Source organism: Labrenzia sp. R5_0, from assembly GCF_017743835.1.
In the GTDB taxonomy this organism is placed as follows: Bacteria; Pseudomonadota; Alphaproteobacteria; order Rhizobiales; family Stappiaceae; genus Roseibium; species Roseibium algicola.
In genome coordinates this window covers 68,910-82,774 of sequence record NZ_JAGHRK010000007.1, presented here as the reverse complement: position 1 = coordinate 82,774, position 13,865 = coordinate 68,910, and the positions used below count along the sequence as shown (strand labels likewise).

Annotated in this window: 12 protein-coding genes; all 12 read right to left on the bottom strand. The window is 59.0% G+C overall.

The window, feature by feature from the left end:
* Positions 1-30 precede the first annotated feature (30 nt).
* Entirely contained in the window at positions 31-1,716 is a 1,686-nt protein-coding gene (locus tag J7447_RS26995; protein ID WP_055654514.1) for a ribonuclease J, read from the bottom strand.
* Positions 1,717-1,758: 42 nt separating this feature from the next.
* On the bottom strand, positions 1,759-2,532 hold the full coding sequence (locus J7447_RS26990) for a biotin--[acetyl-CoA-carboxylase] ligase (RefSeq protein WP_209171481.1): 774 nt from the start codon (positions 2,530-2,532) through the stop codon (positions 1,759-1,761).
* An 8-nt stretch (positions 2,533-2,540) separates the two neighbouring features.
* On the bottom strand, positions 2,541-3,980 hold the full coding sequence (gene nuoN, locus J7447_RS26985) for an NADH-quinone oxidoreductase subunit NuoN (protein ID WP_022998437.1): 1,440 nt from the start codon (positions 3,978-3,980) through the stop codon (positions 2,541-2,543).
* Between the two features lie 22 nt (positions 3,981-4,002).
* Entirely contained in the window at positions 4,003-5,529 is a 1,527-nt protein-coding gene (locus J7447_RS26980) for an NADH-quinone oxidoreductase subunit M (protein WP_022998436.1), read from the bottom strand.
* Positions 5,529-7,532 carry an NADH-quinone oxidoreductase subunit L gene (gene nuoL, locus J7447_RS26975; RefSeq protein WP_209171480.1) on the bottom strand — a complete coding sequence of 668 codons (2,004 nt, stop codon included), beginning with the start codon at positions 7,530-7,532 and terminating at the stop codon, positions 5,529-5,531. Before nuoL ends, J7447_RS26980 begins: the two co-directional genes overlap by 1 nt.
* A gap of 6 nt (positions 7,533-7,538) precedes the next feature.
* Positions 7,539-7,847, bottom strand: coding sequence for an NADH-quinone oxidoreductase subunit NuoK (nuoK, locus tag J7447_RS26970; RefSeq protein ID WP_006934707.1), 309 nt, complete (start codon positions 7,845-7,847; stop codon positions 7,539-7,541).
* Positions 7,848-7,944: 97 nt separating this feature from the next.
* Positions 7,945-8,559: an NADH-quinone oxidoreductase subunit J gene (locus tag J7447_RS26965; protein ID WP_031268414.1), complete on the bottom strand. Its 615-nt coding sequence runs from the start codon at positions 8,557-8,559 to the stop codon at positions 7,945-7,947.
* 89 nt (positions 8,560-8,648) lie between these two features.
* Positions 8,649-9,137 (bottom strand): NADH-quinone oxidoreductase subunit NuoI, encoded by a 489-nt coding sequence (nuoI, locus tag J7447_RS26960; protein ID WP_006934709.1) that lies wholly within the window; start codon positions 9,135-9,137, stop codon positions 8,649-8,651.
* A 20-nt stretch (positions 9,138-9,157) separates the two neighbouring features.
* Complete coding sequence (locus tag J7447_RS26955; RefSeq protein ID WP_055654520.1) at positions 9,158-9,394, bottom strand: hypothetical protein; 237 nt, start codon at positions 9,392-9,394, stop codon at positions 9,158-9,160.
* Positions 9,391-10,449 (bottom strand): NADH-quinone oxidoreductase subunit NuoH, encoded by a 1,059-nt coding sequence (gene nuoH / locus J7447_RS26950; protein ID WP_031268412.1) that lies wholly within the window; start codon positions 10,447-10,449, stop codon positions 9,391-9,393. Before nuoH ends, J7447_RS26955 begins: the two co-directional genes overlap by 4 nt.
* 16 nt (positions 10,450-10,465) lie before the next feature.
* Entirely contained in the window at positions 10,466-12,529 is a 2,064-nt protein-coding gene (gene nuoG / locus J7447_RS26945; protein ID WP_209171479.1) for an NADH-quinone oxidoreductase subunit NuoG, read from the bottom strand.
* A gap of 26 nt (positions 12,530-12,555) precedes the next feature.
* The gene (nuoF, locus tag J7447_RS26940; protein ID WP_022998431.1) at positions 12,556-13,857 is read right to left on the bottom strand and encodes an NADH-quinone oxidoreductase subunit NuoF; all 1,302 of its coding nucleotides are present in this window, start codon (positions 13,855-13,857) and stop codon (positions 12,556-12,558) included.
* Positions 13,858-13,865 lie beyond the last annotated feature (8 nt).

Below are 13,865 nucleotides of genomic sequence, written 5' to 3'. Positions count from 1 at the left end.
TGTCAGCGGCCACTCAGGCCGCCGTGATGACTATAGTTGGGTCACCATCACCTTGCAGAGCGTCTTTTTGCCCCAGACGTTCAGGATCTCGGACCGAGCTGCACGGCGAGCAGCCTCCGCAACCAGATCCTTGTCCTTGCGCCGGTTCTTCGGGATGCTGGTAACAGCGCCCCTGACAGCCTTGATGACGATATCCTCCATCGGATCACCTTCATCATCCGTGTCCGGCAAGCCCAACAGGACAACATTGGGGTCGTCCAGCAGCTCCCCGGATCGGTTGACCACCAGCGCGATCACCGCAGCGCCCGCAAACGAAAGCTTGCGCCGTTCCTTGACGCCGGTGACTTCCGGATCGTCCAGGATATCGCCGTCTTTCACCAGGATGCCTGACGGCGCCTCGTCGATGATGCCGGCACGCCCCGCACTCAGGCGGATAATGTCCCCGTTCTTGCCGCGCACCACTTCAGGCACCCCGAGGTCCTTTGCGAACGCAGCGTGGGCGGCAAGATGCAACGGTTCCCCGTGGACGGGAAGCACGACTTTCGGCTGGACCAGTTTGTAAAGCTGCTCCAGCTCGCCCCTGCGCGGGTGACCGGACACATGCACAAGGGCGTCACGGTCGGTGATGATGTCGACATCCTTGTCGGCAAGGTTGTTCAGTACCTCACCAACGGCTTTCTCGTTGCCGGGGATCGTGCGCGAAGAAAAGATGACCATATCGCCCTTTGACAGCGCGATGTTGCGATGGTCGCCGGCTGCGATCCTGGCGAGGGCAGCGCGGGCTTCGCCTTGCGATCCCGTGCACAAAAGCACGGTCTTTTCCCGCGGCAGGTAGCCATAGGCCTCTTCATCGTGAAACGGCTTCAGTCCATCCAGATAGCCAAGCTCTCCGGCAACCTCGATCACCCGGTGCATAGAGCGGCCGACAATCACCATGTCGCGGTCGTTCGCGGCGGCTGCTTCCGCAATCGCCCGAATGCGTGCGACGTTGGATGCAAAGGTGGTGACCGCAATTCGCTTGCTGGCCTTTGCCATAACTTTTTTCAGCTCGACAGCAACATCTGCCTCGCTGGGGCTGACACCGTCACGAATTGCATTGGTACTGTCACAGACAAGCGCCATCACCCCTTCCCGGCCGAGCTCGGCAAGCCGGTCCAGATCAATGGGAAGGCCGACGCCAGGCGTCCTGTCGATCTTCCAGTCGCCGGTATGCAGCACCATGCCGGCAGGCGTGCGGATCGCCAGCGCGCAGGGCTCCGGAATGGAGTGCGCCATCGCAACAAATTCGACATCAAACGGACCAATCTTGTGGCGCTCACCCTGCTTCACCACCGTCACCGGAACCTCTTCTGCTCCCGGCTCGCTTTCCGTTTTGGCTGCGAGCAGACCGGCAGTGAAGGCCGTTGCATAGACCGGTACCTTCAGGAAGGGCCACAGATGCAGGATCCCGCCGTAATGGTCTTCATGTGCGTGGGTAATCACCATGCCGGCGATATTGTCGACTTCATCTTCCAGGAACTTGATGTCCGGAACGACTACATCGATGCCCGGAAGTTCCGGTCCGGCGAAACTCACACCACAGTCGACGATCAGCCATGTCCGGTCATCTTCCGGACCATAGCCGTACAAACCGAGGTTCATGCCGATTTCGCCAACCCCGCCCAGGGGCAGAAACACGATGTCGTTGTTGTTGTTGTTTTTCTTGGCCGAAGCCATGGATTGCTCCTTTAAACGTCAGATCGGGCAACGGCCCGGCGCTCAAGCGCCAGGCAAAAACACATCACCCGCATAAATCGTTCGCTCACCGCCACCATCCTGTTTCAGGACCAGGTGGCCGCGCGCGTCCAAATCGGCAAAAGTGCCGGTAATTTCTTCCTGGGCAGTCCGAACCGTTATGGTTTTGCCCAGATGTGCCGCCCGTTTCAGCCAGGCTCGGCGAATTCCTTCAAAGCCGCCCGGTTGCTGCCAGCGAGACAGGTTGTCCGCCAGCGTCTCCGCAAGACATTCGAACAACCGTTCAGCTGTTACCTGATAGCCCAGGCTCCTGAGATCCGTCGCCTGATACAAGGACAACGGCGGGTGGGAAACACAATTGACACCGAAACCAAGGACAACTGCCTGCCGGCCATCGTTAAGCGTTTCAGCCTCCAGCAGGATGCCGGACAGTTTCGAGCCCTCTACAAGCAGGTCGTTTGGCCATTTCAGGCTTACCAGTTGCAGTGTACCTGCGGCTTTGTCAACGGCTTCCGCCAATGCAACGGCAGCAGCAAGCGGCAATTCGCCGATCCGTTCAGCCGGTTTTGGGTCGATCAGAAGCAGGCTGGCGAACATGTTGCCTATCGGTGAGGACCAGTCACGCCCGCGGCGCCCACGACCTGTGGTCTGCTCGACTGCCCTGATCCACAGATGACCGGCGTCCCCTTGCCGTGCCTTGTCGAAACACAGCGAATTCGTGGAGCCGACAGTTTCCAGCTCCACAAAGCGAAAGTCCGGCGCACCTGGCGCCGGACGTTCATGTCCATAACTTGTCATGCGATCAATCAGAACAGCGACTGGGCAGCAGAGCTGGCCGCGCTGACGATCTGTCCCGGTGCCAGCCAGAAGAAGATCACGAATACACTCGACAGGCCCAGTACCACGCGCAGCTCCATCGGCATGGCCTCGAAACCCTCAACAGGTTCGTCGAAGAACATGACCTTGACGATCCGCAGGTAATAATAGGCACCTACCACCGACGCGACCACGCCGATCACGGCCAGCGGGAAGAGACCAGCCTCGACGGCCGCGCTGAACACGTACCACTTGCCGAAGAAACCGACCAGCGGCGGAATACCGGCGAGCGAGAACATCAGCAGACCCAGCAGGATTGCCATCGGCAGGTTTGTCTGGGACAGCCCAGCCAGATCACCGATCTCCTCGACCATGCCATCCTTGCGGCGCATGGACAGGATGCAGGCGAAGACACCAAGCGTCATGCCCATGTAGGCGATCATGTAGAAAATGACGCCTTCGACACCTGTCTGGGTGCCGGCAGCAAGGCCCACCAGCGCGTAGCCCATATGACCGATGGACGAATAGGCCATCAGTCGTTTCAGGTTGTGCTGACCGATAGCCGCGAAGGCTCCGAGTGCCATCGATGCGATCGACACGAACACGATGATCTGCTGCCAGTCGTTTGTAACCGGCTGGAAGGCCTCGATCACGATCCGGACCAGCATGCCCATAGCGGCAACTTTCGGTGCAGCGGCGAGGAACGCGGTAACCGGGGTTGGCGCCCCTTCATAGACATCCGGCGTCCACATGTGGAACGGAACGGCGGAAATCTTGAAGGCAAGACCGGCAAGAATGAAGGTCAGGCCGATCACCAGTCCGATGGAGGCGCCATCGTGGGAAAGCGATTCCGCGATACCCTCGAAGGCCACCTGCCCGGTGAAGCCGTAAACAAGCGACATGCCATAGAGCAGCATGCCCGACGACAGCGCGCCCAGCACGAAGTACTTCAGGCCGGCTTCGGTCGAGCGCACGCTGTCCCGGTTGATGGCGGCAACGACGTAGAGCGAAAGGCTCTGCAGTTCCAGGCCGAGATAAAGTGCGATCATGTCGTTCGCCGACAGCATCAGCATCATGCCGAGTGTCGCAAGAACGATCAGGATCGGATACTCGAAATGGTCGAAGGACTGGCTCTTGGCGTAGGCCCAGGACATGGCGATGGCAAAGAACGAACCTGCCAGCACCAGCAGTTTGAGCAAGTAGGCGAAATCGTCCAGAACGAACGAACCGCCGAACGTTTCACCAAAGGCCGGCACGAACAGAAGCACCAAGAAGGTACCGCCGAGCAGGCCCATTGCTCCACCGAAGACGGCGTAGCTGACGCGCTTGCCGCCGAAGGCGCCGATCATCAGCAGCACCATGGCTCCGAGGGCCAGGATGATCTCCGGCAGAACCGGCTTGAGATCTGGCAATAGGGTCAATTCAGACATAGCTCTGTCTCGTCCTCGAAACCTAGTGGGCCGCCGCGGCAGACGCTGCGTGCTGGACAACGCCAGCCGCGTCGAGCGCCGCGGTGTATTGATTGATGAGATTGTCGACCGCACCCTGGGTCACATCCAGGATCGCCATCGGATAGAAGCCGAAGAAGATCGTCAGGATGATCATGGGGATCAGGATAACCTTTTCCCTGAGGTTCAGGTCGAGGATCGACTTGAGGCTTTCCTTCTCCAGCGCGCCGAAGACGACGCGGCGATAGAGATAGAGTGCATAGGCGGCGGACAGGATCACACCGGTGGTAGCAAAGAACGCCACCCACGAATTGACCTGGAATGCCCCCATCAGCGTCAGGATTTCCCCAACGAACCCGGAGGTACCTGGCAGGCCGACGTTGGCCATGGTGAAAATCAGGAACGCAACCGCATACTTCGGCATCCGGTTGACCAGACCGCCATAGGCAGCGATCTCGCGGGTATGCATCCGGTCGTAGATAACGCCGACACAAAGGAAAAGCGCACCGGAGACAATGCCGTGGGAAAGCATCTGGAAGATACCACCCTGCACACCCTGCTCCGTCATCGTGAAGATGCCCATGGTCACGTAGCCCATGTGTGCGACCGATGAATAGGCGATCAGCTTCTTGATGTCTTCCTGAGCAAGCGCCACCAGCGACGTGTAGATGATCGCAACCACAGACAATGTGAACACGAAGGGCGCGAACATGTCGGATGCAAGCGGGAACATCGGCAGGGAGAAGCGCAGGAAGCCGTAGCCGCCGAGCTTCAGGAGCACGCCCGCCAGAATGACGGAACCGGCGGTCGGTGCTTCCACGTGTGCGTCCGGCAACCAGGTATGCACCGGCCACATTGGCATCTTCACGGCAAAGCTCGCGAAGAAGGCCAGCCACAGCCATGTTTGCATCCCGCCCGGGAACTGATGCGCCAGGAGCGCTTCAATGTTGGTGGTGCCTGCGTTCCAGTACATCGCCATGATCGCGATCAGCATCAGCACGGAGCCGAGCAGCGTGTACAGGAAGAACTTGTAGGATGCATAGACCCTGCGCGCCCCGCCCCACACACCGATGATCAGGAACATCGGAATGAGGCCAGCTTCGAAGAACACGTAGAACACGACCAGGTCCAGCGCGCAGAAGACGCCGATCATCAGCGTTTCCAGAACGAGGAAGGCAATCATGTATTCCTTTACCCGCTTCTGCACGCTGTCCCAGGAGGCCAGGATGCAGAACGGCATCAGGAAGGTCGTAAGGATCACGAAGAGGACGGAAATACCGTCAACGCCCATGCGGTAGCTGATGTTGCTTCCAAGCCATTCCCGGTGTTCCACGAACTGGAAGCCGGAGTTGGCGTAGTCGAAATTGCCCCAGATGAACAGCGACAGAAGGAAGGTCACCGATGTGGTCACAAGAGCGACCATCCGGATGTTCTTCTTGCTGCCCTCGTCATTCCCCGGAACCAGGAGAATGAAGAGCACGCCCAGCAGCGGCAAGAACGTCGTGAGTGACAGAATTGGCCAGTCAATCATTAGTGTGCACCCCCGCCGGTGCCTGCACCGGTGAACATCGACCAGGTGATAAGCGCAGCCACACCGATCAGCATCGCAAATGCATAGTGATAGAGATATCCGGTCTGCAAGCGGACGACCCAGGCGGTCACATTCTGAACACGGGAAGCAACACCGTTCGGGCCATACCCGTCGATCACGGTGCCATCGCCCTTCTTCCAGAGGACCCGGCCGAGCCACATGGCAGGACGGATAAAGATGAAGTTATAAAGCTCGTCGAAGTACCACTTGTTGAGCAGGAACTGATAGAGGCCGGAATGGCGCTCGGCCAGCTGCTTCGGCATTTCCGGAGAGCGGATGTAGAACTGGTACGCAACTAGGAAGCCGAGCACCATCATGACGAACGGAGACACCTTCACCCATCCAGGCACTTCGTGCATGGCATGCAGGATGTGGTTGGTTTCACTGTTGAACAGTGCGCCCTTCCAGAACTCTGCATAACCTTCGCCGTAGAACGAACCGTAGAAGACCATGCCCGCCAGCACAGCGCCGATGGACAGGATGAACAGCGGCACGGTCATCACCAGTGGCGATTCATGTACATGTTTCATCACATCGACAGGCGCACGCGGCTTGCCGTGGAAGGTCATGAACGTCAGGCGCCAGGAATAGAACGACGTCAGCGCAGCAGCGATAACAGTCATCCAGAAGCCGTAGAGGGCCATCGGATTGGCGTGTTCACCCACGGAACCGGCAAAGGCTGCCTCAATGATCGCATCCTTGGAAATGAAGCCGGCGAAACCGATATGAGTGAATGGAATACCCACACCTGTAAGGGCCAGCGTTCCGATCATCATCGTCCAGTAGGTAATCGGAATATGCTTCCGAAGACCACCCATCTTGCGCATGTCCTGCTCGTCGGAAACGGCGTGGATCACCGAACCGGCGCATAGGAACAGCAGCGCCTTGAAGAAGGCGTGGGTGAACAGGTGGAAGATGCCGATCGAATAGGCGCCGACGCCAAGTGCAACGAACATGTACCCGAGCTGCGAACAGGTCGAATAGGCGATCACGCGCTTGATGTCGTTCTGCACCAGACCGACAGTTGCGGCGAAGAAGGCCGTCGTTGCACCAAAGAACACGATGACCGTCAGCGCGGTGTGCGAAAGTTCCATCAACGGTGACAGACGTGCCACCATGAAGACACCGGCGGTCACCATCGTCGCGGCATGGATAAGCGCGGACACGGGTGTCGGGCCTTCCATGGCGTCCGGCAACCAGGTGTGCAGCAGGAACTGCGCCGACTTGCCCATGGCCCCCATGAACAGCAGCAGGCAGACAACCGTCATCGCTGAATGCGGATCAAGATGGTAGCCGAGGAAGGTCATCACCTCGCCGTGCTCCTGGATGAAGGACGGCGCGTCGTTGAAGATGGTGGTGAACTCGATGCTCTGGAACAGATAGAAGACGCCGAAGATGCCGAGCGCAAATCCGAAGTCACCAACGCGGTTGACGACGAATGCCTTGATGGCGGCCGCATTTGCGGACGGTTTCTGATACCAGAAGCCGATCAGAAGATAGGAGGCAAGGCCCACACCTTCCCAGCCGAAGAACATCTGCAGAAGGTTGTCTGCCGTCACCAGCGACAGCATCGCGAAGGTGAAAAGCGACAGATAGGCGAAGAAACGCGGCCGATGCGGGTCATGGTGCATGTACCCGATGGAATAGACATGCACAAGCGCGGACACAGTGGTCACGACGATCAGCATCACGGCGGTCAGCGTGTCGACCCTGATGGACCAGGACACCTTCAGATCACCGGTATCGATCCAGCGGAACAGATCGACGATCTGCATTTCCGAGCCGCCGAGCCAGAACCCGAAGAAAGTGATCCAGGACAGCAACGCAGCGAGGATCAGGAGACCACTCGTAATATATTCACTGGCCTTGGCACCGATGGCGCGGCCGAAAAGACCGGCGATCAGGAAGCCGATCAGCGGCAGGAACAGGATTGCGGAATACATCAGCTCCTACCCTTTCATCACGTTGACGTCTTCCACGGCGATGGAGCCGCGGTTCCGGTGGAAGACGACCAGGATCGCAAGGCCGATGGCGGCCTCTGCGGCAGCCACGGTGAGAACCAGCATGGTGAAGATCTGGCCCATCATGTCGCCGAGGAACGACGAAAAGGCGACAAAGTTGATGTTCACCGACAGCAGCAGCAGTTCGATAGACATCAAGATAACAATCACGTTTTTCCTGTTCAGGAAGATCCCGAAGATCCCGATCGTGAACAGGATCGCCGCGACCGACAGATAGTGCGACAGACCGATTTCCATGGGCGCCTCGCCGTGCTCCCCTCGTTTACCCCAACCGGAAACAGCACGGAGGAGCGTGCCGGTTCCCGGACTTTCTCGAAAACGCAACCAGGTTGCGTCAGATACCCTTGCCCGTTTCCACCTTGCGGACCTCAACTGAGGCTTCGCGGTTTCGCGCAACCTGGTCCGGAATGCTTTGACGTTTGACATTCGGCTTGTGGCGCAGGGTCAGGACGATTGCCCCGATCATGGCCACCAGAAGAACCAGGCCAGCGACCTGGAAGAAGTAGATGTATTTGGTGTAGAGCACAGACCCGATCGCCTGGATGTTGCTCACGTCGCTAAGTGCCGGCATCGGCTCTGCGCCATGCCCGAGAACACCCGGTGCAATGATCCAGGCCCCCAGACCCATCAGCAGCTCGACCATCAGGATCACGCCGACCAGCGCGCCGACCGGCAGATACTGCAGGAAGCCCTGTCGCAGTTCGACGAAGTCCACATCAAGCATCATGACGACGAACAGGAACAGCACCGCCACCGCGCCGACATAGACGACCACCAGCAGCAGGGCCAGGTATTCGGCGCCCAGCAGAATGAAAAGACCAGCGGAATTCACAAACGCCAGGATCAGGAACAGTACCGACGTCACCGGATTGCGCGACGCGATCACCATGAATGCTGACGCCAGGGTGACGCCGGCAAACAGGTAGAAAAAGAGGGCTTTCAGGATCATTTCGAAGACCTGCCTGTCGTGTGGCCTTGCGGCCGGAAGTGCGGTGCCCGGCCGGATTGCCGAGCTGGAAACCATTGTTGGGTATGCTCCTAACGGTAAGGAGCATCCATTTCAATGTTACGGGCAATTTCGCGTTCCCAACGGTCGCCGTTCGCAAGCAGCTTTTCCTTGTCGTAGTAAAGCTCTTCGCGGGTTTCCGTGGCGAATTCGAAATTGGGGCCCTCGACAATTGCATCCACAGGGCAAGCTTCCTGACAGAAGCCGCAATAGATGCATTTGACCATATCGATGTCGTAGCGCGTGGTACGGCGCGTGCCGTCGTTGCGCCGCGGTCCGGCCTCGATGGTGATTGCCTGTGCCGGGCAGATGGCTTCGCACAGCTTGCAGGCAATGCAGCGTTCTTCGCCGTTCGGATAACGGCGCAGGGCATGCTCACCCCGGAAACGCGGGCTCACCGGGCCCTTCTCGAACGGATAATTGACCGTTGGTTTCGGCTTGAAGAAGTAACGCATCGCCAGAACGAAGGCCGACACGAACTCCTGCAGAAACAGCGATTTGACGGCTTGACTAAGTCCCATCGCTTTTAGCCTCTCTTTCCTCAACCAGCCAGCTGACTGGCGGCCCAATAGCCGATGATCGGGAAACCGAACACCGGAACTCCAAAAATCAGTGCGCCCAGAAGCGCCTTGTGTCTGGCCGCGACACCACCGTCGCCGCCAGCTTGTCTGTTCTTCGTCTCCGCCGCCTGAAGCATACCCTTCAGGATCTTCCAATCGAGCCAGCCGACATAAAGACCGACGGCGGCACCGATTGCACCGGCGAGCGAGATCGTCACGCTGCGCCCGGTGCCCAGCCCATGATCATCAGGACTGCGGCGACGACCACGACCATGGCCAGCGACAGCGGCAGGAACACTTTCCAGCCCAGGCGCATCAGTTGGTCATAGCGGTAACGCGGAACCATTGCCTTCACCATGGCGAACATGAAGAAGCCAAGGAAACACTTCAGCAGGAACCATACGATGCCCGGCACCCAGGTGAACGGTGCAAAATCGAACGGCGGCAGCCATCCCCCCATGAAGAAGATGCTCATAAGCGCGCACATCAGGCAGATGGCGACATATTCACCGAGCATGAACATCATGTACGGGGTTGAGCCGTATTCCACCATGAAGCCTGCAACCAGTTCCGATTCCGCTTCCGCAAGATCGAACGGCGGACGGTTGGTTTCAGCCAGTGCCGAGATGAAGAACACCACGAACATCGGGAACAGCGGCAGCCAGTACCAGTTCAGGAACGACAGCCACGGCACACCCAGCATGTTGGCAAGGCCGGTTTCCTGTGCCTGCACGATTCCGGTCAGGTTCAAGGTGCCGGCACACAGCAGCACTGTCACGATGACGAAACCGATGGAAACCTCATAGGAGACCATCTGAGCGGCCGAGCGCAGCGCCGACAGGAACGGGTACTTGGAGTTGGAAGCCCAACCACCGATAATCACACCGTAGACTTCCAGCGACGACACTGCGAAGACGAAGAGCACACCGAGATTGATGTTGGCAATCACCCAGCCGTCGGCAACCGGAATAACGGCCCAGGCCGCCAGCGCCAGAAGCACGGATACCAGTGGAGCCAGCAGGAACAGAACCTTATTGGATCCAGACGGGATCACCGGTTCTTTCAGAACGAACTTCAATAGATCGGCAAAACTTTGCAGCAAGCCCCAGGGACCAACCACGTTCGGGCCGCGGCGAATCTGCACGGCAGCCCAGATCTTGCGATCCGCGTAAAGCACGTAGGCGACAATCACCAGAAGCACGACCATCAGCAGAATGCTCTGGAATGCCATCCAGAGGAACGGCCAACCGTAGGTCGTCATGAACTCAGCCATATCGGTCCCCTACCCCTTATTCTGCTGCTTCTGCCGCTCGCGTCTTGGCGAGCGCCGAACACTCGGCCATCGTCTTGGACGCGCGAGCGATCGGGTTGGTCAGGTAAAAGTCGCGGATCACGTTGGCGAAGCCTGCGCTATCCATCTTGGCCTTGGCGTTGCCAAGCTTGGCGATATCGCCAGCATCACCTGCCTCGATCGCATCGATGCCCGTCATGTGCGGAACAGCTTCGAACAACTTTGAGCGCAATTCGGCAAGAGAGTTGAACTCAAGCGTCTGGCCAAGCACCGCGGACAATGCGCGAAGTATCGCCCAGTCTTCGCGGGCATCTCCCGGAGGGAACGCGGCCCGGTCGGCCATCTGGACGCGACCTTCGGTGTTGACGTAGATCGCGGATTTCTCCGTATAGGCAGCGCCTGGCAGGATAACGTCGGCGCGGTGCGCACCGCGGTCACCATGCGTTCCCTGGTAGACAACGAAAGCGCCTTCCGGAACTTCAACTTCGTCGACACCCAGCAGGAACAGCACGTCAAGTGCACCCGGCTCCAGCATGGAGCCTGTGTCCTTGCCGCCCTCGCCCGGTACGAAACCGAGATCGAGAGCACCAACCTGGGACGCTTCGGTGTGCAGGATGTTGAAACCGTTCCAGCCGTCCTTGACGACACCAAGCGCCTTGGCGGCTGCAGCAAGCGTCGCGAGCACTTCAGCCCCATCCGGACGGTTCAGCGCACCTTGGCCGATGATGAACATCGGGCGTTCGACCTTTGCCGGAGCGTGGTTCACGAATTCCTTCAGGCTGTCCGGACCGGCACCCAGATATGTTACCGGATAGGTCAGGTCAGCATTTTCACCAATCAGGCCAATGGTCACGTCGCCTTGGACCCAACGCTTGCGGATGCGAGCGTTCAGAACCGGAGCTTCCTGACGCGGATTTGTGCCGATCAGCATGATCGCGTCAGCGTCTTCAATGCCCTGGATCGTGCTGTTGAAGAGATAGCTTGCGCGGCCGTTCTTCGGATGCAGCGGAGACCCCGGGAAACGGCTGTCGATGTTGGCAACGCCGAGTTTGTCCATCAGCGCCTTCAGCGCGAACATTTCCTCAACGCCTGCCATCTGCCCAGCCAGAGCACCGATTTTGTCGGCGCTCGCGCCTTTTACCTTTTCGGCGATGATCTGGAATGCTTCACCCCAGGAAACAGGCTGCAGCTTGCCGTCCTTCTTGGCGTAAGGCCGGTCGAGGCGCTGGGTCTTCAGACCGTCCCAGATGTAACGGGACTTGTCGGAAATCCACTCCTCGTTGACCTCTTCGTTGAGCCGCGGCATCACCCGCATGACTTCCTTGCCGCGCGTGTCGACACGGATCGCGGAACCGACCGCGTCCATCACGTCGATGCTTTCGGTCTTGGTCAGTTCCCACGGACGGGCGTGGAATTCGTAAGGCTTGTGGGTCAAGGCACCAACCGGGCAAAGATCTGCCACGTTGCCCTGCATTTCCGACGACAGGGCCGCTTCGAGATAGGTGGTGATTTCCGCATCTTCGCCACGGCCGACCAGACCCATGTCGGTGACACCACACACTTCCGTGGTGAACCGCACACAACGCGTGCAGTGAATGCAGCGGGTCATGATCGTCTTGATCAGCGGACCGATTTCCTTGTTCTCAACGGCGCGCTTGTTCTCGTGGAACCTGGAACCGTCGACGCCATAGGCCATCGCCTGGTCCTGCAGATCACACTCGCCGCCCTGGTCGCAGATCGGGCAATCCAGCGGGTGGTTGATGAGCAGGAACTCCATCACGCCTTCGCGGGCCTTCTTAACCATCTCGGACTTGGTCTCGACCACCGGCGGCTCGCCGTTCGGGCCGGGACGAAGGTCTTTCACGCCCATGGCACAAGAGGCGGTCGGCTTGGGCGGTCCACCCTTCACTTCCACCAGGCACATGCGGCAGTTGCCGGCGATAGACAGCCGGTCGTGGTAACAAAACCGCGGAACCTCGGCGCCCGCCTCTTCACAGGCCTGAAGCAGCGTGTAGTCCGCCGGGACATCCACTTCCTTGCCGTCGATGATGAGCTTCGTCATCCGTTGCTCTCCAAATCCCGTTCCGCTTACTCAGCCGCCACCATGGTCGAAGAAGACTTCGACTTGGCGACATAGTCATCGATGCGTTGCTCGATAACAGGCCGGAAATTCTTGATCAAACCCTGGATCGGCCAGGCGGCCGCGTCCCCGAGTGCACAAATCGTGTGGCCTTCGACCTGCTTGGTCACCTTGAACAGCATGTCGATTTCCTCATAGGAGGACTCGCCCTTGACCATTCGTTCCATCACACGCCACATCCAGCCCGTGCCTTCGCGGCACGGTGTGCACTGTCCGCAGCTTTCGTGCTTGTAGAAGTAGGACAGGCGGGCGATGGCCTTGATGATATCCGTCGACTTGTCCATCACGATCACGGCTGCAGTCCCCAGGCCGGAGCCAAGACCGCGCAGCGTGTCGAAATCCATCGGCGCGTCCTTGATCTGCTCTGCCGTGAGGCACGGAACAGACGAACCACCTGGAATAACCGCGAGAAGGTTGTCCCAGCCACCGCGAATTCCGCCGCAATGCTTGTCGATCATCTCGGCAAACGGGATGCCCAGCTCTTCCTCGAAGGTCGACGGCTTGTTGACGTGGCCGGAAACACAGAAAAGCTTGGTGCCGGTGTTGTTCGGACGGCCGAGCGCCGAGAACCACGCAGCACCGCGGCGCAGGATGGTCGGAGCAACCGCGATCGATTCAACGTTGTTCACCGTGGTCGGGCACCCGTAAAGGCCGACGTTTGCCGGGAATGGCGGCTTCAGCCGCGGCTGGCCCTTCTTGCCTTCCAGGCTTTCCAGCAGCGCGGTTTCCTCGCCGCAGATGTAAGCGCCGGCACCATGGTGGACATAAATGTCGAAGTCGTAACCGTTCTTGTTGTTCTTGCCGATCAGACCGGCGTCATAAGCCTGGTCGATCGCAGCTTGCAAACGCTCGCGCTCGCGGATGAATTCACCACGAACATAGATGTAGGCAGCAATGGCACCCATCGCATAACCGGCGACAAGGCACCCCTCGACCAGCGTGTGCGGGTCATGGCGCAGGATCTCGCGGTCCTTGCAGGTGCCCGGCTCGGATTCGTCGGCGTTGACGACGAGATATGCCGGGCGGCCATCGGATTCCTTGGGCATGAACGACCATTTCAGGCCGGTCGGGAAACCGGCACCGCCGCGGCCACGCAGACCTGAATCCTTCATTTCCTGAATGATCCAGTCGCGCCCCTTGTCGATGAGGCCCTTGGTATTGTCCCACTGTCCGCGCTTCTTCGCGCCTTCCAGGCCCCAGTCGTGGAGACCGTAGATATTGGTGAAGATCCGATCCTGATCCTTCAGCATCTCTTCCC

What these genes read in the sequence shown, in the direction of transcription:
- nuoF (WP_022998431.1), bottom strand. Translation starts at nt 13,857, where the DNA reads ATGCTGAAGGATCAGGATCGGATCTTCACCAATATCTACGGTCTCCAC.
- J7447_RS26965 (WP_031268414.1), bottom strand. Translation starts at nt 8,559, where the DNA reads ATGATCCTGAAAGCCCTCTTTTTCTACCTGTTTGCCGGCGTCACCCTG.
- nuoK (WP_006934707.1), bottom strand. Translation starts at nt 7,847, where the DNA reads ATGGAAATCGGTCTGTCGCACTATCTGTCGGTCGCGGCGATCCTGTTC.
- J7447_RS26990 (WP_209171481.1), bottom strand. Translation starts at nt 2,532, where the DNA reads ATGACAAGTTATGGACATGAACGTCCGGCGCCAGGTGCGCCGGACTTT.
- nuoG (WP_209171479.1), bottom strand. Translation starts at nt 12,529, where the DNA reads ATGACGAAGCTCATCATCGACGGCAAGGAAGTGGATGTCCCGGCGGAC.
- nuoL (WP_209171480.1), bottom strand. Translation starts at nt 7,532, where the DNA reads ATGTATTCCGCAATCCTGTTCCTGCCGCTGATCGGCTTCCTGATCGCC.
- J7447_RS26980 (WP_022998436.1), bottom strand. Translation starts at nt 5,529, where the DNA reads ATGATTGACTGGCCAATTCTGTCACTCACGACGTTCTTGCCGCTGCTG.
- nuoN (WP_022998437.1), bottom strand. Translation starts at nt 3,980, where the DNA reads ATGTCTGAATTGACCCTATTGCCAGATCTCAAGCCGGTTCTGCCGGAG.
- J7447_RS26995 (WP_055654514.1), bottom strand. Translation starts at nt 1,716, where the DNA reads ATGGCTTCGGCCAAGAAAAACAACAACAACAACGACATCGTGTTTCTG.
- nuoH (WP_031268412.1), bottom strand. Translation starts at nt 10,449, where the DNA reads ATGGCTGAGTTCATGACGACCTACGGTTGGCCGTTCCTCTGGATGGCA.
- nuoI (WP_006934709.1), bottom strand. Translation starts at nt 9,137, where the DNA reads ATGGGACTTAGTCAAGCCGTCAAATCGCTGTTTCTGCAGGAGTTCGTG.